Origin of the sequence: Trinickia sp. LjRoot230 (assembly GCF_964253315.1) — a bacterium.
Taxonomy (GTDB): domain Bacteria; phylum Pseudomonadota; class Gammaproteobacteria; order Burkholderiales; family Burkholderiaceae; genus Trinickia.
The window spans coordinates 2,546,932-2,571,280 of record NZ_CAXUQX020000001.1 but is presented as its reverse complement, the minus strand read 5'-3'; the positions used below and the strand labels follow the sequence as shown (position 1 = coordinate 2,571,280).

23 protein-coding genes are annotated in these 24,349 nt (G+C 60.8%); 11 read left to right on the top strand and 12 right to left on the bottom strand.

Annotation, left to right across the window (positions count from 1 at the left end; genetic code table 11):
• The first annotated feature begins 104 nt into the window (after window positions 1-104).
• The 3 genes from ACSQ20_RS11735 (at window position 105) to ACSQ20_RS11725 (ending at window position 2,907) form a co-directional block, all read left to right on the top strand.
• The gene (locus ACSQ20_RS11735; RefSeq protein ID WP_436020085.1) at window positions 105-1,268 is read left to right on the top strand and encodes a peptidogalycan biosysnthesis protein; all 1,164 of its coding nucleotides are present in this window, start codon (window positions 105-107) and stop codon (window positions 1,266-1,268) included.
• An 18-nt stretch (window positions 1,269-1,286) separates the two neighbouring features.
• Window positions 1,287-1,616 (top strand): hypothetical protein, encoded by a 330-nt coding sequence (locus tag ACSQ20_RS11730; RefSeq protein WP_436020083.1) that lies wholly within the window; start codon window positions 1,287-1,289, stop codon window positions 1,614-1,616.
• A gap of 727 nt (window positions 1,617-2,343) precedes the next feature.
• On the top strand, window positions 2,344-2,907 hold the full coding sequence (locus tag ACSQ20_RS11725; protein WP_436020081.1) for a hypothetical protein: 564 nt from the start codon (window positions 2,344-2,346) through the stop codon (window positions 2,905-2,907).
• A gap of 21 nt (window positions 2,908-2,928) precedes the next feature.
• Here the strand turns inward: ACSQ20_RS11725 and ACSQ20_RS11720 are convergent, their stop codons facing one another.
• Both ACSQ20_RS11720 and ACSQ20_RS11715 read right to left on the bottom strand, forming a co-directional pair.
• The gene (locus tag ACSQ20_RS11720) at window positions 2,929-4,719 is read right to left on the bottom strand and encodes a GGDEF domain-containing protein (RefSeq protein WP_436020079.1); all 1,791 of its coding nucleotides are present in this window, start codon (window positions 4,717-4,719) and stop codon (window positions 2,929-2,931) included.
• Window positions 4,720-4,930: 211 nt separating this feature from the next.
• Entirely contained in the window at window positions 4,931-5,155 is a 225-nt protein-coding gene (locus ACSQ20_RS11715; protein WP_436020077.1) for a hypothetical protein, read from the bottom strand.
• Between the two features lie 732 nt (window positions 5,156-5,887).
• Here ACSQ20_RS11715 and ACSQ20_RS11710 point away from each other — a divergent pair.
• Entirely contained in the window at window positions 5,888-6,460 is a 573-nt protein-coding gene (locus ACSQ20_RS11710) for a DUF6496 domain-containing protein (RefSeq protein ID WP_436020075.1), read from the top strand.
• A gap of 98 nt (window positions 6,461-6,558) precedes the next feature.
• Window positions 6,559-6,882: a thioredoxin family protein gene (locus ACSQ20_RS11705; RefSeq protein WP_436020073.1), complete on the top strand. Its 324-nt coding sequence runs from the start codon at window positions 6,559-6,561 to the stop codon at window positions 6,880-6,882.
• 19 nt (window positions 6,883-6,901) lie between these two features.
• On the opposite strand, the gene ACSQ20_RS11700 is transcribed toward ACSQ20_RS11705, so the two are convergent.
• Window positions 6,902-8,371, bottom strand: coding sequence for a mannitol dehydrogenase family protein (locus tag ACSQ20_RS11700; protein WP_436020071.1), 1,470 nt, complete (start codon window positions 8,369-8,371; stop codon window positions 6,902-6,904).
• A gap of 81 nt (window positions 8,372-8,452) precedes the next feature.
• Between ACSQ20_RS11700 and manD the strand changes: the two genes are divergently transcribed.
• From manD to ACSQ20_RS11680, 4 genes are all read left to right on the top strand, one after another.
• Window positions 8,453-9,661, top strand: a complete 1,209-nt coding sequence (gene manD, locus ACSQ20_RS11695; RefSeq protein ID WP_436020069.1) for a D-mannonate dehydratase ManD — start codon at window positions 8,453-8,455, stop codon at window positions 9,659-9,661.
• 10 nt (window positions 9,662-9,671) lie between these two features.
• Window positions 9,672-10,709 (top strand): L-idonate 5-dehydrogenase, encoded by a 1,038-nt coding sequence (locus tag ACSQ20_RS11690; RefSeq protein ID WP_436020067.1) that lies wholly within the window; start codon window positions 9,672-9,674, stop codon window positions 10,707-10,709.
• Between the two features lie 70 nt (window positions 10,710-10,779).
• Window positions 10,780-12,090: an MFS transporter gene (locus tag ACSQ20_RS11685; protein ID WP_436020065.1), complete on the top strand. Its 1,311-nt coding sequence runs from the start codon at window positions 10,780-10,782 to the stop codon at window positions 12,088-12,090.
• A 31-nt stretch (window positions 12,091-12,121) separates the two neighbouring features.
• Window positions 12,122-12,922, top strand: coding sequence for a GntR family transcriptional regulator (locus ACSQ20_RS11680; RefSeq protein WP_436020063.1), 801 nt, complete (start codon window positions 12,122-12,124; stop codon window positions 12,920-12,922).
• A 24-nt stretch (window positions 12,923-12,946) separates the two neighbouring features.
• On the opposite strand, the gene ACSQ20_RS11675 is transcribed toward ACSQ20_RS11680, so the two are convergent.
• Window positions 12,947-14,938 carry a methyl-accepting chemotaxis protein gene (locus tag ACSQ20_RS11675; RefSeq protein WP_436020061.1) on the bottom strand — a complete coding sequence of 664 codons (1,992 nt, stop codon included), beginning with the start codon at window positions 14,936-14,938 and terminating at the stop codon, window positions 12,947-12,949.
• Between the two features lie 35 nt (window positions 14,939-14,973).
• Between ACSQ20_RS11675 and ACSQ20_RS11670 the strand changes: the two genes are divergently transcribed.
• Both ACSQ20_RS11670 and ACSQ20_RS11665 read left to right on the top strand, forming a co-directional pair.
• Window positions 14,974-15,228, top strand: coding sequence for a hypothetical protein (locus tag ACSQ20_RS11670; protein WP_436020059.1), 255 nt, complete (start codon window positions 14,974-14,976; stop codon window positions 15,226-15,228).
• A 185-nt stretch (window positions 15,229-15,413) separates the two neighbouring features.
• The gene (locus ACSQ20_RS11665) at window positions 15,414-17,240 is read left to right on the top strand and encodes a gamma-glutamyltransferase family protein (RefSeq protein WP_436020057.1); all 1,827 of its coding nucleotides are present in this window, start codon (window positions 15,414-15,416) and stop codon (window positions 17,238-17,240) included.
• Window positions 17,241-17,325: 85 nt separating this feature from the next.
• Here ACSQ20_RS11665 and ACSQ20_RS11660 read toward each other — a convergent pair whose 3' ends face one another.
• The 8 genes from ACSQ20_RS11660 to ACSQ20_RS11625 form a co-directional block, all read right to left on the bottom strand.
• Entirely contained in the window at window positions 17,326-19,230 is a 1,905-nt protein-coding gene (locus ACSQ20_RS11660) for a YdcF family protein (RefSeq protein WP_436020055.1), read from the bottom strand.
• 99 nt (window positions 19,231-19,329) lie between these two features.
• Window positions 19,330-20,133 carry a hypothetical protein gene (locus tag ACSQ20_RS11655; protein WP_436020053.1) on the bottom strand — a complete coding sequence of 268 codons (804 nt, stop codon included), beginning with the start codon at window positions 20,131-20,133 and terminating at the stop codon, window positions 19,330-19,332.
• A 27-nt stretch (window positions 20,134-20,160) separates the two neighbouring features.
• A complete protein-coding gene (locus ACSQ20_RS11650) occupies window positions 20,161-20,796 on the bottom strand; it encodes a class I SAM-dependent methyltransferase (protein ID WP_436020051.1) in 636 nt (211 codons plus the stop codon).
• Between the two features lie 29 nt (window positions 20,797-20,825).
• Window positions 20,826-21,230: a hypothetical protein gene (locus tag ACSQ20_RS11645; RefSeq protein ID WP_436020049.1), complete on the bottom strand. Its 405-nt coding sequence runs from the start codon at window positions 21,228-21,230 to the stop codon at window positions 20,826-20,828.
• Window positions 21,202-22,164, bottom strand: coding sequence for a formyltetrahydrofolate deformylase (purU, locus tag ACSQ20_RS11640; RefSeq protein ID WP_436020047.1), 963 nt, complete (start codon window positions 22,162-22,164; stop codon window positions 21,202-21,204). Before purU ends, ACSQ20_RS11645 begins: the two co-directional genes overlap by 29 nt.
• A 761-nt stretch (window positions 22,165-22,925) precedes the next feature.
• Entirely contained in the window at window positions 22,926-23,186 is a 261-nt protein-coding gene (locus ACSQ20_RS11635) for a hypothetical protein (RefSeq protein ID WP_436020045.1), read from the bottom strand.
• Between the two features lie 188 nt (window positions 23,187-23,374).
• Window positions 23,375-23,887 carry a nucleotidyl transferase AbiEii/AbiGii toxin family protein gene (locus tag ACSQ20_RS11630; protein ID WP_436020043.1) on the bottom strand — a complete coding sequence of 171 codons (513 nt, stop codon included), beginning with the start codon at window positions 23,885-23,887 and terminating at the stop codon, window positions 23,375-23,377.
• Window positions 23,850-24,275: a DUF6088 family protein gene (locus ACSQ20_RS11625; protein WP_436020041.1), complete on the bottom strand. Its 426-nt coding sequence runs from the start codon at window positions 24,273-24,275 to the stop codon at window positions 23,850-23,852. Before ACSQ20_RS11625 ends, ACSQ20_RS11630 begins: the two co-directional genes overlap by 38 nt.
• Window positions 24,276-24,349 lie beyond the last annotated feature (74 nt).

Genomic DNA, 24,349 nt, shown 5'->3' with positions numbered 1-24,349 from the left:
TGCGGTCCCCGCCAGCCACGGCCGCCCACTAACCTAACGCAAGCGAAGCTAAGGAGAACTAAGCAATTGACACCGTACTGCTGCAATGGAACAGGAATCGGTCGATGAGTGATGCGCTACCTGAAAGCGATACATGCCCACGCCTCGCGGTGCGGGTGATCTCGTCTATCGATGCCGTTGACCGCGAGCAGTGGGATGCGCTTGTCGGAGAAACCGGTTTTTTTCACTCGCACCGTTGGTTGAGCGCATTGGACGACGCACTCGGTGAAGGGGAATACCTCGTGGTGGATGGGCCGGCTGGCCTGATGGGTGGTGTCGCGTTATGGGACCCGGCGAGCGACGTGGATCTGTTTCACGCGCCGACACTTTTTGCGCAGTTGCCTGGGCCGTGGTCCGATCCGTTGCTGTGGCTCGGTGCGCGCCGCGCCACACACAACGAAATGCCCAGTGTGCAAGGAGGCGATCGGCCCGCCGTCCATGCAAGCCTGCTCGATGCCGCATTGGAACTGGCGCGCGAACGCGCTTGCGTGGGCGTCGTGTTCCCGTACGTACCGCTCGCGCACGCGATGGAAATCGCGTCGGCGCATGCGGGCGCACACGTGTTGCTGCATTCGGCGCAAGCGTCTCTCGCGGTGCCGCCAGGCGGGCTTTGCGCCGTACTCGCGCGCTGGCGCGCACCTGCAAGGCGGCGGGCGTTGGCCGAACTCGCGGCGTTCGAGCGGTTCGGCAATCGTCTCGAATGGCATCCGTTCGACGAAGCGCTCGAACAAGAGGCAGCAAGGTTGGTTGCGCTCAACCGCGGCAAGTACGGCAACGCACAAGGGCAGGCGTGGATGAAGCGGATGTTCGCCGCGCAACGGCGCTCGGGTGTCGCCGGGCAAGCGGTAGCCGCGCTCGCCAGGAGGCCGAATGGCATATCGGCAATGGCGATCTACTATCGGTTCGGGCGTGTGTTGTACGGTCGATATTTTGGTTCGGACTACGAAATATCCGACAACGATTTCCGCTATTTCGTGTTGTCGTACTACGCCCCGCTCGACTACGCGGCGACGGCGGGCATCACGCACTGTCAGTTGTCGATATCGGCGCTCGAAGCGAAAGCGCGTCGTGGCGCCACGATCGATGCGCTCGCCGCCGTGGTTGCTTTTCCGGAGCGCCGATTATTGGATCGCAACGCCGTGGCGCGCCACAATGGCGCATTCGCGAGCACGATGCGTGCGCGTTTCGGCCCACGGCTTGGCAACGAGTGGTCATTAATCGGTCATTGAATCGATGAGGAGGCAATCGTGCTGCATCTCGTTTATGTGCTACGCCCGAGCGCGCATGCGCGCGGCGATTTACGCGCGTTCTGGGAATGGATAAGGTGCCGACAAACGTGGTTTTACGAAGGGCTCGATATGGTCAAGGACTTGCGCTGGTTCGTCCGAACGATCGGTGTGGACGTCCACGCGCTCGAGCATTTCGTCACGTTCGACGATGAAGCCGCGTGGGGCGCGTACCGGCGTGCGCTGGCGGCGCGCGCGCAAGACCCTGCATGGGAACAGCGTCGCGTCGAGCAAGATCTGTGGTTCGATATCCTTGAAGCGCGGATTTTGACCGATCCGCCGTTCGCGTAGTGGATCTCTGCGAATTCGTTCGAGCGAATCAGAGTTCGCGTTTTTGAAGACGGATCGGCTTTGGCGCGGCATGGTTATGTGCATCACAACCTGTCAATGCGCGAGCCGCATAGGAACTATGTTTCCGCCTTCCAACGTTGGGCGCCCGGACGACCGGCGCGGGCTTTCACATGAAGCGGTGCCTGAGCATGGCGGCAACGTTCCTGCTTTGCCGCCGCCTCAGCAACAACCGCGGCCGTCAGGGCTGCTTGGCGGCTTAAGTGCTGCGGGGGCGCCGCGCACGCCGGACGCAACTACAGCCAGCGGTGGTCGCGCAATGCGTCCGTTAGCGGCGCCTGCTGATGACGAAATCGTTGATCAGCTTTACCATCTCAACGTCCGATTGCATCAGGTACGTCGGGCTTCCGATGTAGTCCCATCGCTGTTTACACAATTCGAAGTGCCACCACGGGTGGCCAGGGGATTTCAGCTGGCATATGACCTGGAGCGGTACCCCGACCGCGGTGCCTGCCCCGAATACAGGACGATCGAGGAGATTGCGCAGGAAAGCGGAATCAATGATCACCTCGGCTTTCGATACGGAGTCCTAAATATCTGCCTGGAGTTCGAAGATGCGCCAAATGCTTACTTACACCAGTGCAGCCAATCGCTCTCGCATCAATCCGAATTTTTAATCAACGAGCGCGGCAACAAGGCGCATCAGACCTTGTATCAGATTGCGACAGACATGAGCACCGACAATCTGAACGAGGTTGTTGACCGTACCGTCTCGATCGTCAGGCAGACGGGCATGTGCCAATTCGAAACGCGTGGCGTTCGTCATGGGATCAACGATGAGGGCATGGCCGAGATCTTCTACGACGGGCGCCCCGCATGGCTGAGTTGCGCCAATCCGATCATCGTGGGACTGCGCGAGTATGCACAGATGCCGCTGACGACGCCGCCTGGCGCAATCATCAACGACGCGTTCATACAGAAGCAAATGGACGCGGGCAATCCCGATATCTTGATCAATTTATCGTTCGCTGGCTTCGCGGAAATCCCCGGCGCACACGAGGGCGGTATCGGCATGCTGTTGCGAAGCGGCAGCCGGTTCAACGCGCATTCCACCTACGGCAAACTCTGGCCAACGTTGCTGCATGAGCGGCATCGCACCGCAGCGCTGCGCGCCATGCGGCCTGCAAGCGAAGGCGGTGGCCGGCTCAAATACGCATCGGTCTACAAAATGGGACCTAACGGGACAGTGGTGGGTGAGCCGCTCGCGCGGATCGAACTGGCGTCGGCGAATTGAGCGAGTGCGCTTGGCAACCGGTTACAAGCTCGCTTGAGCATCGGCGGACTTGTCCGATGGCGCACTCAAGCGCGCCATCACACGATCGCGCCCCGCCAGCTTTGCCCCGTACAGCATTTGGTCGGCTTCTTTGAGCAACTGTGCGAGATCGGGCGTACCCTCGGGCGAGAACGCGACGCCGAAGCTCGCTGTGATCCGGCAGAGCGCTCCGGAATCGGCGTGTACCGTCGATGCCGCAATATCTTGTCGCATCCGTTCGGCAAGCGCGTGCGCGGCCTCAATGCTGTCCACGCGCGTCATGATCGCGAATTCTTCGCCGCCGATGCGCGCGATGATATCGGTGCGCGTGCAGTGGGTCTGGCACAGCCGCGCCACCATTCGCAACGCGTCGTCGCCGACGGCATGGCCGTAAGTGTCGTTGACGCGCTTGAAAAAGTCGATATCGAGCATGATCAACGCGATGCGCGACGATTGTGCTTCGGCCTGTTGACACCAACTGCGTGCGCGGCTTTCGAATGCGCGCCGGTTCAAAAGACGAGTGAGCGAGTCCGTCTCTGCCATGGTTTCGAGCTCTTCGATCAGGCGCGCCCGTTCGGTCTCGAGTTGCGCGCGCGCCACGCTGTTCGCCTTCAAAATACGCAGCGCGTCGAACATGGCGCGTATCTCTGGCCGCGCGAACGACGCGGGAATCTCGCGGGCAAGATCGCCTGCTGCGATCGCTTGGATCGCTTCGGTCGCTTGCACAAGGGGACGCAACACGCCACGCTTGAAGCCGAGAATGATCAGTATCAATGCGACTAACAGCAGTAGCTCACCGAGCGCCGTAATCGCCGCCGCGATGAAAGTGGTCTTGCGGTTCAGTTGCAATTCCGCTTGCGCCTGATCGAGCACGGTATTGCGAAAGCTGATGATCGGCGTCATCAAAGGGACATACTGCTCCGCAAATTGACCGGTCGAAATGTGCGCGCCGCCCGGTTCGCTGGCCAGCGTTTCGATCGTTTGCACATATCGCATGCCGTCGCCGAAGTAGATCGTATTGACGGCGGCAAACGTTTCCGTGCTCCGCATCGGATGGTCGAACATGCGCGCATTAATGAACTCGCGTAGCTGATCGATGCGGCCTCGGGTGCGCGCGATCATCATTTTTTCGTCGAGCGTCAAAGGCCGTTGCATGGCGAGTGCGCTCGTGAAGCGCGATCCAAGCCTGCCGGCATGTTCGCGAAGGTCGGCCGCGAGGCGGGCGATGACGAGGCAACGGAAGGTGCTCGGGTCGCCGCGCGCGACCATCGTCGTTTGCGAGACCGCGATCGGACCGAACCCGGTCACGACCGCGAACATGTGATCGAGGGCGTCATGTAGCGCACGATCGCCGCGTTGCGCGCGCGGTGTTGCGGCCAGCTTATCGATTTGCGCGCGGCTCGCGGCAAGATCTCGCTGCAACTTCTTGGCGATCGCATAGTCGTTCGCGCATGCGGGACATCGCTCGGGGTTCAGCGCGGCGAAAAGCTGTGCAAGCCGTTCGTCGCTTGCGATGCGCGCGCGCCTCAGCATCACGGAGCGGGCCGCAGGAGCGGGCGATTCCTCGCCGAGGACCCCGTTCGTCGGTCCGCGCTCGGCCGAAATCTTCTCCATCGCGATCAGCGTGGATTGAAACGCGTGGAACCTTTGCAATGCGTCGTCGGCTTTTCGAAAGGTGGCCCATTCGTGCGTCAACAGAAAGTACGACAACACGAGCACCGGCGCGAGCGCGCATGCTACGCCGATATTGAAGCGTCGGCCCATCGGCATTCGAAGCAGCAGGTTGTCGATCATGACGCGTCGGGTGCGCGCTTTTTAAAGCGGGCTAGGTGAGTCCGCCCTCTTGGCCACGGCGGGTGGTCGCGAGCCGCGCTTCAGCCGGCGCGCAGGTGCTTGCGGAAATCATTGTTGGCTGATTAACGGCAGATTCAATTGAAATCTTTATAGCGACAATGCGAACGGGTCGCGTTTGAACCCCGCCGCGCCGGCGGCGGGTCGGGCGGGCTCAGTGCAGTTTGCCGAAAACGACGCCGGCGCCTTCGGCGGGCGTAAGGCCAAAATGAAAGTAGTCCTCGAGGCGCTCGGCCATTTCGTTATCGAGCTCGTACGGTGGCTCGATATAGCCATGTAGCACCGCGGCCTGATACCACGCGGTGATCCATTTGCGCAGTGCGGCTTCCTCGGACGGCAATTCCCGTGCGTCGTGGCTGCTGACGTAGGACGTGTTCATGTCGCGGCTCCTCGTTTGATTTGGCGGGTAGTGCGGCGCACGCCTTGTGGCACGCGCGCGGCGGGAAATGCAAACCCGCCGCTCAAGAACCATGCTACTCGCGCCGGTTCGCTTCTTCGATAGGCCGGAGCGGATTGTTGAGTAGGGTTAGGTTAGCTGTTTTGTAGGGATTTACTGTCAGATGGTTGCCGATCTGCTGACGCGGGCCGTATGCTGGGAATGGTTTGGAGGCATTCGGGGGTAGTGACGATGCTTCGCGCCCAACCCGCTTCCCAGGGAGGCTGCATGCTACTTTGCGCTCATATTCATCTTGTTCCAGGAGGTCTCTTTATGGCAAGCATTGAGCGTGGCTTCGACGCAGCAAATAGGGTAAATAGCGCTTGTCAGAAACGAATACGCTAAACTCGACGACGGCTTCATTCCTGACGCCGAGGCCGCACAGCGATACGCGGATGCCGTCAACGAAATCCGGGTTCAACTAGTACGGCCGGCTCTTCGTCGCTTCGCCAGAAGGCCGCCCGTTCGAACGACTACAGCCGGGCATGCCCCCATCGCGGCCACGCTGAACCAATTGCTTCGGACCAAGTCGGTGCGGTTCTCTTGAGCCAACGATTAGGCCTCCTAAGCATCGCACGCATTGACGATCCGCGCGTCGAGATTCGCTCTCCATCCAAACGAGGCACGGCCCTTGCGACACCCCTTAGAGTGAAACCATCCGAAGGGGAGGCCACCATGCCCGAAAAAAAGACCGTATCCCGCGCGCGCGCCGATAAGCGCGCCGGCAAGGCGCCGACCACGCAGGCCGGCGAGTTCGTCAAGGAAGCAATCGACCACGTCCGTAGTGGCAAGCACGGCGTAAAGTCCGCGAAGCAGGCGGTGGCGATCGGCTTGTCCAAGGCGCGCCGCAGCGGCGTCGATCTGAAAGCGCCCAAAAAGGGCGCAGTGAGCGAGTCGACGCGCAAGAAAGCCGAGAAAGATCGCGAGGCCGGCCAGCACACGTCAACCGCCCGCAAGTCGGCCAGCACGGAGACGAAGGCGAAGCGTTCCCGGACTACACGCTCGGTGCTCGAGCGCGAAGGCGGACAAGGCGCGTCGGGCGGTGCCCTTTCGAAGCAGGCGAAGTCGGCGGCCGCCAAGCGGCCCGCGGCCAGCCGCTCGGCAGCCGCTAAACAAGCCTCGCATACGATGAGCGCAAGCACTCGTTCGAATGCGGCGAAGAAGGCCGCCGCGACCAAGGGTGCTCAGGGGCGTTCGGCCGCGGCAAAGAAGGCAGCGCATACCCGAGCGGCGCGCGCCCATCATTAGCATGCAACGTGCACGTGTGGATGGCGAGTGCATCAGGCACAATCGCGGTTCCACTTGATCGTGCAAATGTATCGGAGTGCGAACTATCAGGAGTCCTGATGAACCACGTCGCCACCTATTCGAAGAGCGCACCGACCCGCGAGGAGGTCGATGCGCTGATTGGGCCCTCCATCCTCGAATTCGGCACCGATTGGTGCGGTTATTGTCAGCGTGCGCAAGCGGCGATCACGCAGTCGCTCGCACGGTTGCCTCAGATTCGTCATCTGAAGATCGAGGACGGCCAAGGCCGGCCGCTCGGACGCTCGTTCAAGGTCAAGCTGTGGCCGACGCTGGTCTTTTTACGTGATGGGGTCGAGGTCGCGCGCGTCGTGCGCCCGGCCAATCCGACCGTGATCGATGAGGCGGCGGCAGCGCTCGCATGAGCGCCGCCAGAAAGCCGGCTTATGCATAGACCTCGATAGCGTGTCGCGCGCCGTGGCGAAGCACTGATAGCGCGTCGATCAGCGCGCGGCGAAACACCGCACTGCCGGCAAGTGCCACAGGGAAGATCTCGCGTATCGGCAGCAGTGTGTCGACGAGGGCGTCGGCGGTGCCGGCCGTCGCTGCGCACGCGCTCAGTCTGGCGGCAAGCGGGTCGTTGATCTCGAAGCGCGTGCCGTCGTCGGCTTGCCCGCGCAGGAACTGCATCCATGCTGCGACCGCGAGCGCGAGACGTGCGAACGGCTGCTGAGCGGCAAGACGCTCGGCGATCGGGGCGAGCAGGCGTTGCGGTATTTTCTGGCTGCCGTCCATCGCGATCTGCGCGCAGCGGTGCTTGAGCGCCGGATTCGCGTAGCGGTGCAGCAGCGCATCACGATAGGCAAAGACGTCGAACGAGTCGGGCACGCTCAGCGTCGGTGCGATTTCCTCGGTCATCATCGCGTGAATGAGGGCGCGCATCGATGGTTCGCCGATCGCCGCATCGACGGTCTCGATTCCACCGAGCATGGCGAGATAAGCCATCGTCGAGTGCGTGCCGTTCAGCATCCGCAGCTTCGCCAACTCGAACGGCGTCACGTCGTCGACCATCTGGGCGCCGGCCGCTTCCCACGCGGGTCGCCCCGCCGGGAAGCAGTCTTCGATCACCCACTGCCGAAACGGTTCGCAGGGCACAGGCATCGTGTCTTCACAACGCAAGGCGGCCAGTGCGGTGGCACGATCAGCGTCGGTCGTGGCAGGCACGATCCGGTCGACCATCGTTGAAGGAAATGGCACGTGCTCCGCGATCCAATCGGCAAGCGACGCATCGAGCGCTCGGGCATAACTGCAGACGACTCGACGAAGCACCTCGCCGTTGTGCGAGAGGTTGTCGCATGAGAGCACGGCGAACGGATTGTTGCGGCGTTGACGCAGCGCCGCCACGAGGATGCCCGGCACGGTGCGAGGCGTATCGGGGTGCACGAGATCACGAGCGATGCCGGGATGCGCGAAGTCGACCTCTGCCGTTGCGGTGTCCCGGCAGTATCCCTTTTCGGTCACGGTTAGCGACACGATGCGCACGCGCGCGTCGGCGAGCCGGTGAAACAACCGGGCACCATCGCCAGGCATGGCGAGCACCTTGCGCAGCACACGCGGCACGATGACGCGCGCGCCCGCCGGGCCGCGCTCGACAACGCTATAGAGCCCCTGCTGCGCGGCCAATGCGTCGCGCTTGCTCGTATCCGCTTGCAGCGTCACGCCGCAAATGCCCCATTCGCCACCGGCCGCAACGATGGCTTCCTCTGTATAGAGCGCCTGATGTGCACGATGAAAGTTGCCGATGCCGAGGTGCACGATGCCGATTGCCGGGTCGCGCCATTCGGGCGACAGCAGATGCGCGTGCAACTCGGGCAATGCATGACGGGTAAGGCGAGGCGATGAGGAGCGAGTCATGGTCGGGTAATCCCTGGCATCTATCAAAACATACTTGTATGGTAGCATGGGCGAACCGTTGACGATGTCGTAAGGATGACTATGAAAATCGTTCGTGCCGATGTAATCGTCACGTGTCCGGGCCGTAACTTCGTGACATTGAAAATCGTCACCGACGAAGGCGTGTACGGCATTGGCGACGCCACGCTGAACGGCCGCGAACTCGCTGTCGCGTCGTACCTGCGAGATCACGTTTGCCCAATGTTGATCGGGCGCGATCCCGGTCGCATCGAAGATACTTGGCAGCTGCTTTATCGCGGTGCGTACTGGCGGCGCGGGCCGGTCACGATGACGGCTATCGCGGCTGTGGATATGGCGCTGTGGGATATTCTCGGCAAGGTGGCGGGTCTGCCGCTTTATCGGCTGCTTGGCGGCGCTTCGCGTGACGCGGTAATGGTCTATGGACATGCGACGGGGCGCGATCTTGGCGAGGCGCTCGAGCGCTACGCCGAGCATATCGAGGCCGGGTACCAGGCGATTCGCGTGCAATGCGGCATTCCCAACATGCGCTCGGTTTACGGCGTGGCCAAAAGCGGTGGCAGTTACGAGCCGGCAACCAAGGGCGCCGTCGAGGAACAGCGCTGGTCCACCGAAAAGTATCTGGATTTCGTGCCGACGCTTTTTGCAGCGGTGCGCGAGAAATTCGGCTTCGACACACATTTGCTGCATGACGTCCATCATCGACTCACGCCGATCGAAGCCGCTCGCCTTGGCAAAGCGGTGGAGCCGTATCGGCTCTTCTGGCTCGAAGATCCGACACCTGCGGAGAATCAAGCCGGTTTTCGGTTGATTCGCGAGCACACCGTGACACCGATTGCCGTCGGCGAAGTGTTCAATAGCATCTGGGACTGCAAGCAGCTTATCGAAGAGCAATTGATCGACTACATTCGCGCCACGCTCACGCATGCCGGCGGCATCACGCACTTAAAGCGTGTGGCGGAATTTGCCTCGCTCTACCAGGTTCGCACCGGGTGTCATGGCGCATCCGATCTCTCGCCGGTTTGTATGGGCGCCGCGTTGCATTTCGATTTGTGGGCGCCGAATTTCGGCGTGCAGGAATACATGGGCTTTCCCGAGCCCGCGCTCGAAGTGTTTCCGCATGCGTGGCGTTTCGAACGCGGCACGATGCACCCTGGCGAGGCCCCGGGCCACGGCGTCGATATCGACGAAGCGCTGGCCGCCTGCTATCCCTACGAAAGCGCTTATCTCCCGGTCGCGCGGCTGGAAGACGGCACGCTTTGGAATTGGTAAGGAGTCCTACATGTTCGCAGCCGTTCTTCACGAGCCCAAGCTTATCCGGATCGACGACGTCGAGTTGCCCACGCCAGGGCCGAACGAGGTGCGCGTGCGTGTACGCGCAGGCGGCATCTGCGGCTCCGATCTGTCGTATTACTTCAAGGGCAAAAGCGGTGATTTCACCGTGCGCGAGCCGTTCATCCTCGGGCATGAGGTGGCGGGTGAGATCGATTCGCTTGGCGCCGGCGTGTCGGAGCTGGCGGTCGGCCAGCACGTCGCGGTCAATCCGAGCCGCGCTTGCGGCACGTGCCGCTATTGCGTGGCCGGCATGCGCAATCATTGCCTGAACATGCGGTTCATGGGCAGCGCATCGACGTTTCCGCACAGCCAGGGTATGTTCCGGCAGTACATCGTTGTGACGCAAGAGCAGTGCGTGCCTGTACCCGATGTGCTCGAGTTCGCACAGGCGTCGATGGCCGAGCCGCTCGCGGTGGCGCTGCATGCCGTGAAGCGCGCGGGCTCGCTCGTCGGCGCCCAGGTGCTTGTCGTGGGATGCGGACCGATCGGCTGCCTGCTCGTTGCGACGGCCAGGCGCGCCGGTGCCCATCGCCTCGTGGCAGCAGACCTGTCAGACAACGCATTGGCGATCGCCCGCGAATTGGGCGCCGACGAAACCGCGAACGTGGCCGACGCCGAGCGTGTTTCGCACTGGGCACAAGCACGAGGCACGTTCGATGTGGTGATCGAGGCATCGGGCAGCCCCGCGGGGCTCGATACCGCGCTGCGAGCGGTGAGGGCGGGCGGCACCGTGGTACAGGTCGGCAACCTGCCGGCAGGGCAGTCGCCCGTCGCCGCCAATCTCGTGATGGCGAAGGAAATCCGCTATATCGGGTCGTTTCGTTTTGCGGACGAATATGCACTGGCGGCGAACGAGATCGCCGCGGGCAAGGTCGATTTGCTTGCGCTGATGACGCATTCCTTTGCGCTGGCGCAAGCGAACCGCGCGTTCGAAGTAGCGCTCGATCGCTCGCAGTCGATGAAGGTGCACTTGAACTTCGAGTGAATCGATTCGTTTTTTTTTGCTTTCGACAAGCCCGTCAAGAGGCGACAAAACAAATCAGGAGACATCCCTCATGTTCAAGAGTCAACGGTGGTTCGTCGTCGCATTGTTCTTTCTGGCCGGCGTCGTCAATTACCTGGATCGGGCGGCGCTGTCGATTGCCGCACCGCTGATCCAACAAGATCTTCACTTCACGCACGCCGAACTCGGCGTGGTGTTCAGCAGTTTTTTCATCGGATACGCGATCTTCAACTTCGTGGGCGGCGTGTTGTCGGACCGATACGGTGCCAAGCGCGTATTCGGTGTTGCGATGGCGGTATGGTCGGTCTTTTGCGGCGCCACGGCGCTCGCTGGCGGCATTGTCTCGTTGATCATCCTACGCGTGCTGTTCGGCATGGGCGAAGGGCCATTCAGTTCGTCGAACAGCAAGATGGTCAACAACTGGTTCCCGAAACGCGAGGTGGCAAGCGCAATCGGCGTGATCAGCTCGGGCACGCCGCTTGGAGGCGCACTCGCCGGGCCGGTCGTCGGTTATCTCGCCGTGCAGTTCGGTTGGCGCTGGGCATTCGTTGGCATCATGCTGCTTGGCCTGCTATGGCTCGTCGCGTGGGTGACGACGACAACCGACGAGCCGCGCGACCATCCGCGCATTACGCGCGCCGAACTCGAATTGATCACCAATGGCCAGCGCGACATGCATCGCAACGCGCATGGCGGCGAATATCAAAACGGAGCCGATGCGGAACACGCCCCGTTGCTGCACTTTTTGCGGCAGCCCCTCGTTCTTGCTACGGCGGGTGCGTTTTTCGCCTACAACTACGTGCTCTTTTTCTTCCTGTCGTGGTTCCCGACCTATCTGACCGAAGCGCACCATCTGAGCCTGCGCGACATGAGCTTCGCCACCGTCATTCCGTGGGTCCTTGGTAGCATTGGCCTTGCGTTGGGGGGCTTCGTGTCGGATGCGATCTTGAAAGCAACCGGCAAGGCGCTGCTTTCGCGCAAGATTGTGCTCGGTGTTTGCCTTGGCATTTCGGCGCTATGCGTGGGCTTCGCCGGCCGCGTGGCAAGCGCGCCGGGTGCTGTCGCGCTGATGTCCGTGGCAATCTTTTTTCTCTACATGACGGGCTCGGTCTATTGGGCCGTGATTCAGGATACGGTGCCGCGTCGACATGTCGGCGGTGTGGGCGGCTTCGTGCACTTTCTCGCCAACCTTGCGGGCGTGATCGGGCCTGCCGCAACGGGGTTCATTGTGCAGGCCGCCCACGGCTCGTATAAGAGCGCGTTCGTATTGGCCGGTGCGATTGCGATCGGTGGTGCGATTTGTTCTGTCATCGGCATCCGCGAGCCACGTTCACAAGCGGTTTCGATCGGGCGTGCATGGTAGTATGGCGCAGCGTTTGTTCTGATCGATCAACATGAAGACTTTGCTTCGTTCCTCCACACCGGTGAGGCGGCGCACCGCGGCGAAAACTGCGGTGGCGCCGCGCGGCGCTTTACCCGATCTCGCCGCGCTCGTCTCGATCGATTCCCACGAGCCAATCGGCAGCCAGATTTTTCGGGTGCTGCGCCAGGCGATTTTCGTTGGGCAGATGTCGCCGGGCACGCCGCTGTCGGAGAAGGAAGTCTCTGAAATATTTCACGTGTCGCGGCAACCGGTGCGCGAGGCGTTCATCAAATTGGCCGAGGCTGGCGTGCTCCAGGTGCTGCCGCAGCGCGGCACCTTCGTGCGCAAGATCTCGCCGCGCAAGGTGCGCGAAGGACGCTTTATTCGCGAGGCAATCGAAACGGCTGTCGCGCGCAAGGCCGCCGTTTCGATCACGGACGATCAACTGCGTTTGCTCAGCGAAAACATTCGCGACCAAAAGCTCGCGGCCAAGGCGAACGATACGGCCGCGTTTCTCGCGCTCGACGAGGCCTTTCATTATTCGATTGCCCAGTCGATCGACTGTATTGCCGCATGGGAAACGATTCAGGACATCAAGGCGCAGATGGATCGCGTGCGCTATTTGAGCTTGCCGGACGTGTCGCCGCTCGATTTGCTGATTCGCCAGCATACGAAGATCGTCGCCGCATTACGCGCCCACGATCCGGCAGCGGCCGAGCAGGCGATGCGTGCGCATTTGCGCGAAATTCTTGTTTCGCTGGGCCCGGTCGCCGCACGCAATCCCGATTGGTTCGATCCGGACGAACCGGAGCGCGTTCCGCTTTCCACATGAATTCGCGCAAACGAAGCGGCGCGCTTACGCTGCGTTATCGGCGAGCTTGAATGTGGATACCGCGCCGTCGAGGCTGCTCGCTTGCGTCTCGAGCGCGCGCGCAATCTCGGCCGCCTGTTCGACCAATGTCGCGTTTTGCTGTGTCACTGCGCCGATGTGGGTAATCGCAATGTTGACCTGCTCGATGCCTGCTGATTGTTGGCGTGACGCGACCGCGATATCGGCGATGATCGTTCGCACTTCGTCGACCCGCGCGACGATCCCCCGCATCGTGGAGCTTGCCTGTTCCGCCGTTCGGTAGCCGCCTTGTACGGCAGACGTCGATTCGGCAATCACCGCTGCAATTTCCTTGGCTGCAGCCGCGCTGCGTTGCGCGAGTGCGCGCACTTCGGAGGCGACGACCGCGAAGCCTTTGCCGTGCTCGCCGGCGCGAGCGGCTTCGACGGCCGCATTCAACGCGAGGATGTTGGTCTGAAATGCGATGCCTTCGATAACGCTCGTGATATCCGCGATCTTCTGTGACGACCCATTGATATCGTTCATCGTCGATACGACTTGCTCGACCGCGCGTCCGCCGTCGACTGCCGCGTCGGCCGCGCTGCCCACGACGGCATGGGCGCGCGCCGTGTGATCGGCGTTTTGCTGCACCGTCGAGGTGATCTCTTCCATGCTGGCGGCGGTTTGCTCGACGCTCGAGGCTTGCGTCGCGATACGTGAGGCGATGTCGCCGCTGCTCGCGCTAATGCGCGTAGTGCCGTCGGTTACGCCGGCGGATGCTTCGCGAACTTGCGCCACGATGTGGGCCAGCCCTTCGCCGATGCCGTCGATGGCACGGCGCAGCCTGCCGATCTCGTCATCGCGCACGGGAGCGCGTACGCCGGCCTTCGCGCTATGGCTCAGGCGTACGGTCAGGTCGCCCGCGGCGAGACGCACAGCCGCGACGGTGACTTCATCGAGCGGGCGCGTGACGAGGCGCCGCACGACGATCAGAAAGAGCACTGCAAACGCGAGCAGCAGCGCAGCGGCGATTGCCGCAAAGCGGTTGCGTGTTGCGTTGACTTCGGCCATGACCTCGTCGTTAATGGCGATGCCGCCGATCAACCAATGCCATGTCGGCGCGGTGACGAACGAAACTGTCTTGTCGCGCGCAGTGGTCTCGCCAAGCGACGCATCAGCCGATGTGTAGTCGAGGCGACCTTCCTTCGCTTCGAGCATGCGGCTGTACGGCGCGTTCTTGTCGTCGGCAGCGAGCCTTGCCGTCGCAGGGTGCACGATGAACTTGCCGCGGTTGGGACCATTCGACGCGTCGATAACGAAGTAATGGCCGGTTTCGCCGATCTTCAAGTTGTGGATCTGGTCTTGTAACGCCCGAATTTGCCCTCCGACATCGACGCCGACAAAAAGCGCACCGATGACGCGTTTCGATGCGTCGGTGACGGGGCGATATTGTGTGATGTATTGCTTGCCAAAAAGCGAAGCGAGTCCGGTGTAGGTTTGGCCCGCGAGCACCAGGGCATAGGCCGGGCCTTTGCGGTCGAGCAAGGTGCCGATCGCGCGCGAGCCGTCTTGCTTCTTTAACGAAGTCGTGACGCGTACGAAGTCGTCGCCGTTACGCGCGAACACCGTGGCGATCGCGCCGCTGCGATCGAGGAATTGATCGGGGATCGAGAAGTCGAGGTTGAGTACGCGCTCGCCCGCTTTGAACGTCGGCGTGGCTGTGCCGTTGATGTCGACCTTTTGCGTATCGTCGATGGTGAACCCGCCGGGCAGGAAGCTTCCAAAGAGCGCCATCGAACGGCCCACTTCGGCTGATAAGGCCTCATCGAACAACGAGATCATTTCGGCAATCGATCGATCTTTTTCGTCGATGCGTTTGAGAACTTGTTCGCGCACCTGTGCACCCGCTGCTTGCGTGAGCGCCCATGAAAAGGCAACGAAGATCAGCGTCACCAGCACGCACGAGAAGGCGGCAAGCCGGGCGCCGATGCTCAAGCTGCGCATACGTGAAACGGTCATCGAATCACTCCGGATGTTGGGGATGAATAATAAAAATGCAGCAGACCATCACTCGTATACGGCAATTGCATATCGAACTTGAGTGGTGGATTCATGTTTTCTTGCGTCGCGGCGCACTCGCGGCCAACGACGAACCGGTACCAGCCGGTCGTCAATCCATTGAGCATCGTGCCTTTGCGGATCTGCCGCCGTCGCTTCGCAGCGATGTCTTTCCCGCAGCAAGCGGCGCGATAAAAACGGCGTCCCGATTCCTTGTGCGCATTCATGCGGCAATGAGTCGATCATCCTGACCGGAGAACAATCAATGATTCGAAACGAAGGTCTATCAAACCTAACGGGCTCATCGGACTCGCGACTTATACCCGTCGCGCAGCACGTATTGAGTGCCGGCGAATCGGCCACCCCGAATCGCCAAAGCAACGCAGGACCGCTGAGCTTACTCAAACCCATCTCACGCGTCACCACTGACACGGTAGTGGGCCAGCCCAAAAACGCGTCATCCGCTTCACTGCGCGCGACAACGCAGTTTCGTACGAAGGAGATCGATCGCCCCGAGCAAGAGGAAGTTCAGCGCCCACCCGAATTGACATTCGACGTGAGGCACAACGTTGCCGTGGAAGGCCGTGACTTTATGGTGGCTTCGGCCAACGCGCATGCCACGTCCGTCGGCTATCGCGTGCTCGAAGCGGGCGGCACGGCAATCGACGCGCTCATTGCGGTTCAAGCCATGTTGACGCTGACGGAGCCGCAGTCTTCGTCGCTGATTGGTGGGGGAGCCGCTATCACGTACTTCGATCATAAGATCGGCCAAGCGGTGGTGATCGACGGCAGGGAGACGGCGCCGATGGCCGCCCAGCCCGATCGTTTCCTAGGCCCCGATGGTCGGCCGGTCACCTTCGACGATGCCGTTCATGGCGGTCGTGCAGTGGGCGTGCCGGGCAATCTCGCTGCGCTTGCCGTAGCGCACCAGATCAACGGCAAGCTGCCTTGGAGCGCGTTGCTCGAGCCGACGATAGCACTCGCAAAACGGGGCTTCGAAATCTCGCCGCGTTTGGCCGCGATGATCGCGTACGACCCGATCCTGCGCGCGGAGCCGAGTTCGACTGTGATGAAGCAATACTTTTATGGTGACGGCGGACGAGGCGAGCCGTTGCCGGCGGGCTTCGTGCTCAAGAACCCGCAGCTCGCCGAGGCATTGGAGATGATTGGCGAAGTGGGTCCCAGAAGAGCCTTTTATGAAGGCCCGATCGGCAAGGATTTTGTCGAGACCGCGCGAGCGGCCCACAGGCATCCGAGCGACATCACAGAAGAAGACTTGCACGTTTACCAAGCGAAGCTGCGAATGCCGGTGTCATACCGGTTTCATGGCCCGGACGGAACGAAGTATGAACTCTGCAGCATGCCGCCTCCGGGGGGCGGCACTTCCCTGATCGAAGTCGTGGGGGTGCTGGACCACATCGGTGTCTCGACGTTGCTGCCCAACTGGTCGAAACAGCAGCAGTGGACGGCCGATTTCGTGCATGTCGTCGCGCAAGCTCAGGAGCTGGCGCTGGCCGATAAGACGCACTATCTGCATGATCCGGCATTTCGGAGGCCGCGAAAATTTCTGACCGAGCGCAGCTATTTGCGTCAACGTGCCGATTTGATTCGACTCGATCGCACGATGGACAAAGTGCTGCCCGGCGGCGCGGCGGCTCGGCACGATGCGCGCGGCTTGCCGCCGGAATTCCCGTCCACGACGCATATCACTATCGTCGATAAATATGGCAACGCTGCCTCTTGCACTTCGTCGATAGAAGACATGAACGGATCGAGATTGATGTCGGCCGCGTTCGGATACACGCTCAACAATCACATGAGCGACTTCAAGCTCGACCCTCTCGAGAACGGTCGGCTCGTTGCGGGTCACGTGCAGCCGGGCGCGAGGCCGCCTTCGTCGATGGCACCGACGATCGTCCTGACGCGCGGTGCGCGGAGCGTGCGTCAGTTCTATGCCGGGCTGGGTTCGCCGGGCGGACCGTCTATTCCTGCGTACGCGTTCAAAACGATCACCGGCCTGTTGTTGGGGCTCGATCCTGCCGAAGCAGCTGCCATGCCGAATTTTCGCGGGCTGCCAGGTGGGCTAATCGAGCTTGAGGAAGACACGCCGGTAGTGGAATTGGCACCGGAATTGGAGCGCCGTGGCCATCGGGTAAGCATCGCCAACATGAATAGCGGCATTCATGCCGTCGTGCGAACGCGCGATGGTAGGTTAATCGGTGGAGCGGACGGCAGACGGGAGGGAACCGTCGAGGGGCGCTGAGCCGAAAGCGCAGCCGCCGCGTCCGAGCGTCAGCTCGCGCGGCGGTTTTTTCGTCCACACTCGGTCGGTGATATTAGGCCACGCACTAGCGCGACTTCACGCCCTCGAACGCCACGCCGCCGGCCGACGGATCCGAATGCACCGGGTAAAACGGCGTTTCCACCAAAAATGCGACACGCGTTGACACATTCTCGAAACCGCATGCGCTCAGAACATCGACGATTGGCCCACGTGGAACGAGCGCTCGTCGGGTCGACACCGTAATCTGGCCGCGCGTGCGCAGCACACGTGCGGCATCGCGGCCGAGCTGTTCCCAATCGACGTAACGCCAATCGTCGAGCTTGATGCGCACCGCATCGAACGAAGCGTCAGCAAACTGATGCACGTCATCAAGATGGGCCGCGTGTACCGAACCGTTGAGCGTCGTGTCGCCCTTGCCCGAGACCGCGAATCGCGCGCCGCCTACGACAAGTTCGCGCTTGCGGACAATGATGCTGGTATCGCGATCGCCATCGGTTGCAGCCGCTATCACAGGCAAACGCGCGCCCGTCGTCTCCACCGTGCCCGTTTTATTCGGATGCATGCGCCTGCTGCGTGCCGCATCGACCGAGTCGCGGGCGATATAGACCGACAGGCGATCGCCTTCCTGCTTGATAGCCGAATGTCTAAGACCGAGTTCGGCGAGCGCGTCCGTCACCGCGTTGAGTGGGTTATCGGCTTCCACGTTCTTATAGATGACGATCTTTTGCGTCGGCAGCACCTGATACGCCTTTAGCAAGCGTGCCAGCAGTGCGCCTTCGGAACGCCTGACGAGGTCGCCGCGTGCGAGGCTCGTCACTTCTATCACATCGCGTTCGACGGGCGTATCGCCCACCTCGTCAGGCTCCGACAGCTCGACTTTGACATGAGCATCGCGATCGCCCGGAATCTCGTCTCCAATGCCGTTCGAATCTTTATAAAATCCTGGCCGCGCACGGTAAGCGATGAGCCCGTAGGCGCGCATCGCGTCGCAATATAAACGCATGCGCTCGACATGGGTCGCGGCGCCGAGTTGCTTGCCGCCGGCGATGACGGGTTGCAGGTCTATCGGTAAGCCGCTTTGCATCAAAGTGATGTCGAACACGACGCGCGAGCGCCTCATATGCTCGTCCGAGGTCACGAGTCGCATGACGTTGATGTCCGGATGCGCGCGCAGCAGCGATACCGCTCTTAACGCGTTCGCTGTCGTGACGGTCGAAAGGCGATCGAGCAGCAGGCGGCTACGCGAAACACCGCGGGCAACGAGCCAGTCCGCCATGACATCGCATTCGGCGATCTGCGTCACGGTTGGCGCACCACTCACGATGATCGGTGCATCGGGGTGTCGTTTAACGATATCGAGGGCGGTTTGCATCCGCTCGAGCAACGCTTCGTCCATCGAGCCATCGGCGGTGAGTTCTTTTCCCGGGACGACTATCGCTGGGCGCTCATCTGGTTTGGTGTTTCCGCTTTCGAATGAGGATGCGGCAAGCGTTTGTTCGATCAGATCGTGAACATGCAGCAGATCCCGGGTGGCCTCGGCAGAAATGTTCTGCATGGCGGACATCGAATCGCGGTCGATCTTGCCGGCGCTCCAAGCGATGAACGCCCGGCATGCATGTGCCCGGAAGTCCCCGGGAACCTGTCGCACGATATCGTCGAGCAGTGCGCTGGCTTCGGTGAAGTCGCCCGTGAAACGGTTGCGGATCAATGCATCGGATGCGCGCGTGTAAAGCCGCTCGATCGTTTCCGACGGATGCTCGCGATGGTGGGAATGATCGAACTGGCGGCGCGTGTCTTTTGTTGTGGGATCGGCATCGCGGCCCTTCGGTGCACGGGAGAGCGGCGCCAATGTCAGCGGGACCGAAGTGTGCTTATCGGCCGAGGGTCCGACCGATAGCGGTGCCTGGCCGTCGCGCGGGGAGAAATGTCGGCCGGATCGACTAGCGGCGTCACCGATTCTGCGAGGCATGCATCGTCATGCGGGAGTTAGCATGCGTCGCATTTTATGATGCCCGTTTGCGGACATCGAATGGGCCACGAAGCAATGGGCGCGCGGACGAAGCGGGCGCTATGCTGATCCGCCTTCTGCGTCCTTGTCCGCGGCGAAACGGCTTTGCACGGCAACGAGCTGCTCGTCGGTGGTGGCGACCAGCCATAAACGCGCTTGTTCGACGATCAGACGGTTGTGGTCTTTCAACGGCCCCAAAGACGACACCGCTTTCCAGGCCACGGGGCCGACTCGGCTTTTTCTTCCGGATGCAGCGCCTACGAGCAGGCAGTATGGTCCGAGCGGAAGCGATACGAATGGAAGCGCGGGACTCGTGCGCACACGCCAGTCGATGAACGGTGCGTCGCTGATGGCTAGCGGTTGAGGCAAACCATAAAGCACACTGAAATCATAGAGCGCCAATTGCTCCCGCCCGCCAGCGTAAAGCCGCCGAACATCATCGACGACGGCCGCGCGAATTTCGTCGTCGAACATCGGCTCTAATGCGTATCGAGCCAAGGCCGCACGGGCCTCGCGCTGATAGGCGCTGAAAAGGCCGAGTTCGAGGCAGTCAGCCACCGCGCGCTGCACTTCCGAAGCGGAGCCCGCCTCTTCGGGCTTGCCCAATTGTGCGGCTCTCAGGAACCGGGCAAGCCCGGCCTCGTGAATGGCTGGCCCTTCTGTGGCCGCACTATTGGCGATATCGACATCGTTGCCGAGTGGAACGTAGATGTATTCCTCGGACGCGAAATGCGATTTTTTTCCATCGTCAAACTTGATCTGGCCGTCGACGCAATCCAAATAACGCGTACCAATTCGGCCATGCTCCCAAACCCAATTTTTTAGAAACGGACGCAGCGGATGCAACTTGTCATGATCGGCCATTGAAACCTCCAAGGGCCAAGTATAGTTTCAAACGCTCGCCACCTTGCGCCATACACTGGCAAGCCACGGCTGTTGTTCGCGCGGCAGGCCGGCGGGGCGGTAATAGTGCTCGAGTTCGGCGAAGCCCGCGGCCGTCATATATCGACGCCATGCTTCGAGGTCGTGGAACACGCCGTAGCGACCTTGACTCCAGCCTTCTTGATTCGCGCCGCGCGGATTCGAGCTGAACAGCACGCCGCCAGGCTTGAGCGTTGCGTGCAGTTGCCGCAAGACCGTTGGCAGGGCCTGATTCGGCACATGAAAGAGGCTGGCGTTCGCGAAAACGCCATCGAACCGAGCTGCCGGCAGGTCGAGTTGCAAGAAGTCCTGCTGCCAGACATCGCAGCCGGTCTCTTCACGTGCCATCGACACGAAGCACTCGGCTCCGTCTAGCCCCACGGCTTGATGGCCCAGTGCGGTGAAGACCTTGAGATCGCGTCCCGGTCCGCAGCCAAAATCGAGAATCGTAAAAGGGGGCTCGACGTCGATATGACGCAGTAGCGCTGCGATGTTCTGCGCGACGTCGTGCTCGCGCGTGCCTTCGCGAAACGACACCGCATGGACGTTGTAGTGCTGCAAGGTGACGGCGCTGATTTTTTCGAGGTCGGCAGCGGTGAGTTTCATAGGGCTTTGGCGAAAGAGATTTTTATTCGCTAGCTCAAGCTGTTCGCATCACTTGCAGCCGCACGAATTACGGATGATGAAGCTCGGATTGAGTCGGACAATCCGCGGTGCTTCGCTTGCAAGCTCGATGCGGCTCTTGAGGAGCGTCGCGGCGGCTTTGCCAATCGAATGATACGACTGCGCCATCGAGGTGAGGGGAGGCTCGAACGCGCTACCGGCAGCCCACGCTCGCGCAAGCTGTCGCGAAAGCCTTCTGCCCGCTCGACGGCAGTCGTGACCATCATGCCGATCGACGCGCATTCTTCTTCGATCGCGTTGATTGCATCGGCAAAGTAGCCGTTCTTTATCAACGAGATGGCAAGGCCGACCGTATTGGTAGTCGAGCGGGCCATTGCCAGCGCTGCGCTACGACAGGACGACCGTTTGCCGATCATGAATGAGCACGCGATCTTCCAAGTGGTAGCGCAGCCCACGGAGCAGCACGTTTCGCTCGACGCCTTGCCCGAGGCGGATGAAATCATCAAGCTGATCGGCGTGATTGATGCGAACGACATCCTGGTCGATGATCGGGCCGTCATCGAGTTCGCTGGTTACGTAATGACAGGTTGCGCCGATCAGCTTGACGCCGCGCGCAAACGCTTGGTGATAGGGCTTCGCGCCCGGGAAACTCGGCAACAGCGAATGGTGCACATTGAGAATGCCGCCCGCATAGGCGTTGCAGATCTCAGCGGGTAATACCTGCATATACCGCGCGAGCACCAGCACCTCTGCGCGCGCGTCGTCGAACAAGCGGAGCAGCCGTTCGTTTGTTTTCTCTTTGCGTTCTTGATGCGTGGGGACGTAGTGAAACGGAATCCCATGTTGTTCGACCCGCTGGCGGCCGACCTCATGGTTGGATATGACACAACCGATATTGACGGCCAGGCGGCCCGTGTTCCATTGATCGAGTAATTCATTCAGACAATGGAGAACGCGCGAGACGAGAATGACCACGCGTTTCTTTCTTGCTTGATCGGTAATTGACCACTCCATGCCGAAGTCCCGCGCTACCGGTGCGAAATGGTCGCGAAACGATTCGACGCGGCCAAGCGGGGCGTCGGGCACGACTTCGTAGCGGGCAAAGAAGCGTTTGCGGCCGCGGTCGATGTAGCAAATGGAAGCGACTATTTCACAATGATGGCGCGCCAGGAATTCGCCTATTGTGGCGGCAATTCCAATCTTGTCGGGGCCTGACAGTTTGAGCGTGAAAGGGCGGGATAGAGCGTCCACGTATGCGCCTCCGAACAGTCCGCGATCGGGTGTTGCAGGAGCGTCGGTTCGTGAATTAAGGACTACTAAGCATTTCCGTAGGCCGAACGCTTTCCACAACGCAGTTGTATTGTGGAATGCCAGGCGCGGTCATTGGTCGATTTCTTCGTAGTTTTGACGGTGCGATTCGATGACGCACGCCGAAACGGCCGGGAAGCCATTGCGAAGTGCTTGGTGGGTGCCTCGGCGCCGTACCAATGGTAGAATCGCGTCCGCCCTGCCCGGGTGATGAAATTGGTAAACATAGCGGACTTAAGTCATTGAGTGCCCGGTTGGAAACGGTCGGTGCAGAACCCTTCAAATTCGGTGAAACCCCTGGCGCAATACGTTCAATACGTGCCGAGGCAACGCCGAGCCAAGCCCGACGAGAAGTGCACGACACGTTGCATCACGCGTCGCGGAAGGTGTAGAGACTAGACGGGGGGCGCCTAATGCAACACTGCATGCGAGTGAGTGTGCGGTTGCGATGGCGAAGGCATAGTCCAGCGCACGAACGGCGATGCATCGCTGGCATCGAAAGATGTAGTGTGACGAAAATCCGCCGCCTAACGGCTTGCCGGTTCGAGTCCGGTCCCGGGCACCAAAAGATGTTCCGGCTTATGCCGATGTGTTCCTAAGCACCCCGCTAGATCAAGGTCTTGCGGGGCGACTCGAGCACAAACCGGAAGCGATCGAGCATCAGCTCGCGCACGCGGTTCCTGACAAACTCGGATCGGTCTACAAACAGACGAAGTTCATCCGGGAGCGGCACGCCATGAGCTGGACCCGCGCGAAGCAAAGACCGGTATTCGCGGTCATATCAGGCGATCTGGACCGGCCCGTCAGAGCGTTGTTCCTAGAAATGCCAATGCCGCCGGCTTGAACACGCTGAACGCTTCAACAAACGTTGGTCGTGTGTGCCCGTAAATCAGCGGCATCAGTACTTCCTGATATTCCTGGTGCGTCTTCTCTTCGGATTCTGCGACTGTCAATGCAGCCATCAAGCATCGTTTCGGGTCTTCGACGAATGTCTGATGAAGGCGGAATTCCTTCCGGTCAAAATCGACGAGATCGCTGAAATGGAGAGCGGCTCGGTCAACCAACCCAGGATCCGATCGAACCATGCAGTAAGTGTCGTAGATATGGCGAACGAGGGCGCTATCCCACTTTTCTCGCACGCCGGCCCGGTGTTCGGCATGCGACGTAGGAAGGACAACGCCTTTTCCGCCAGCGTTTCTTCGATTGCAATACACGCCATCTCAAACGATCCACCTCGCTGCCGATTGGCGAACTAATCGATCAGATAACCGATAGGCTTCTGCTCGGTCGCGAAACGCGTGGATCGCACCGTAAACTCGAGACTCAAATGCGGGCGCAAGCTGTTGTGCGTGGCGTATCGCGTCTCGTAGAGCCACCCTGATGCGAAATAGCGATTTTCGTTCAGCGCCCGCCTCTCTTCCTCGACGACAGCGAAGCCCAACGCAATCATTACACCGACGACGGCGTCTTTCAGCTTGCCAAGATGCGTTCTCAAACCATTCTTCGACAATCCATGGTCCGCATCTAGCACCACCTTCAGGTCGATGTCTTCTGACATCCGCTCGATCAGCCCGTACGCCTTCGAAAGGCTCGTTCCTCCGCAGAACACGAATGTGATGTTCGGATGCCGCAGTTTAGCCAGTGCACGTAACGCGTCAGTAACGTGAACATCCTTCTCAAGGATAGCCGCAGAGACGCTTCCGGCAAGCCCCTCTGCAACGAGAGCATCAACAAGCTCTTTCTGCTCGCTTGAGATTGTTTTCATATTGAATAGTGTTCTTACCGAAACCTAGTTTCCTGCCGATGCGGCGATTCCCTGTGTTGATCACTACTCCCGCCGGCCGTTGGGTCGTCCTGCCGGAGTTATACCGTTCCGCCTGCCTGGACGGGTAGATCGTCACCCCCATCCTCGTCAGTGCTTGCTCGGCCAGGACTTCCACCGGTTGCGTAGGAATGGGCTGACCGGACAAGGCGCTACGCTTTGCTTTCGCGTACACGCCCACCCCAAGCCTCACGATAACGCCACCCTCAACGAGTTTGCGCAACGCGCGACTAACCTGGGCTTCGCTGCCAAAGCGCGCGAAGTCTGTCCGCAAGAACACGTCGGCCATCCGTTTGGCGATCGATATCTTGAGCCGGTCTTCCAGGTACATGACAATCTCCGGTCATCGAGTTCGGCATCATTCCAATCTAACGTATTGATTTTGAGCAGAATATGCCATCAAGT

What these genes read in the sequence shown, in the direction of transcription:
- ACSQ20_RS11735 (WP_436020085.1), top strand. Translation starts at nt 105, where the DNA reads ATGAGTGATGCGCTACCTGAAAGCGATACATGCCCACGCCTCGCGGTG.
- ACSQ20_RS11725 (WP_436020081.1), top strand. Translation starts at nt 2,344, where the DNA reads ATGAGCACCGACAATCTGAACGAGGTTGTTGACCGTACCGTCTCGATC.
- ACSQ20_RS11720 (WP_436020079.1), bottom strand. Translation starts at nt 4,719, where the DNA reads ATGATCGACAACCTGCTGCTTCGAATGCCGATGGGCCGACGCTTCAAT.
- ACSQ20_RS11715 (WP_436020077.1), bottom strand. Translation starts at nt 5,155, where the DNA reads ATGAACACGTCCTACGTCAGCAGCCACGACGCACGGGAATTGCCGTCC.
- ACSQ20_RS11710 (WP_436020075.1), top strand. Translation starts at nt 5,888, where the DNA reads ATGCCCGAAAAAAAGACCGTATCCCGCGCGCGCGCCGATAAGCGCGCC.
- ACSQ20_RS11705 (WP_436020073.1), top strand. Translation starts at nt 6,559, where the DNA reads ATGAACCACGTCGCCACCTATTCGAAGAGCGCACCGACCCGCGAGGAG.
- ACSQ20_RS11700 (WP_436020071.1), bottom strand. Translation starts at nt 8,371, where the DNA reads ATGACTCGCTCCTCATCGCCTCGCCTTACCCGTCATGCATTGCCCGAG.
- manD (WP_436020069.1), top strand. Translation starts at nt 8,453, where the DNA reads ATGAAAATCGTTCGTGCCGATGTAATCGTCACGTGTCCGGGCCGTAAC.
- ACSQ20_RS11690 (WP_436020067.1), top strand. Translation starts at nt 9,672, where the DNA reads ATGTTCGCAGCCGTTCTTCACGAGCCCAAGCTTATCCGGATCGACGAC.
- ACSQ20_RS11685 (WP_436020065.1), top strand. Translation starts at nt 10,780, where the DNA reads ATGTTCAAGAGTCAACGGTGGTTCGTCGTCGCATTGTTCTTTCTGGCC.
- ACSQ20_RS11680 (WP_436020063.1), top strand. Translation starts at nt 12,122, where the DNA reads ATGAAGACTTTGCTTCGTTCCTCCACACCGGTGAGGCGGCGCACCGCG.
- ACSQ20_RS11675 (WP_436020061.1), bottom strand. Translation starts at nt 14,938, where the DNA reads ATGACCGTTTCACGTATGCGCAGCTTGAGCATCGGCGCCCGGCTTGCC.
- ACSQ20_RS11670 (WP_436020059.1), top strand. Translation starts at nt 14,974, where the DNA reads ATGCAGCAGACCATCACTCGTATACGGCAATTGCATATCGAACTTGAG.
- ACSQ20_RS11660 (WP_436020055.1), bottom strand. Translation starts at nt 19,230, where the DNA reads ATGCCTCGCAGAATCGGTGACGCCGCTAGTCGATCCGGCCGACATTTC.
- ACSQ20_RS11655 (WP_436020053.1), bottom strand. Translation starts at nt 20,133, where the DNA reads ATGGCCGATCATGACAAGTTGCATCCGCTGCGTCCGTTTCTAAAAAAT.
- ACSQ20_RS11650 (WP_436020051.1), bottom strand. Translation starts at nt 20,796, where the DNA reads ATGAAACTCACCGCTGCCGACCTCGAAAAAATCAGCGCCGTCACCTTG.
- ACSQ20_RS11645 (WP_436020049.1), bottom strand. Translation starts at nt 21,230, where the DNA reads ATGATCGGCAAACGGTCGTCCTGTCGTAGCGCAGCGCTGGCAATGGCC.
- ACSQ20_RS11630 (WP_436020043.1), bottom strand. Translation starts at nt 23,887, where the DNA reads ATGAAAACAATCTCAAGCGAGCAGAAAGAGCTTGTTGATGCTCTCGTT.
- ACSQ20_RS11625 (WP_436020041.1), bottom strand. Translation starts at nt 24,275, where the DNA reads ATGTACCTGGAAGACCGGCTCAAGATATCGATCGCCAAACGGATGGCC.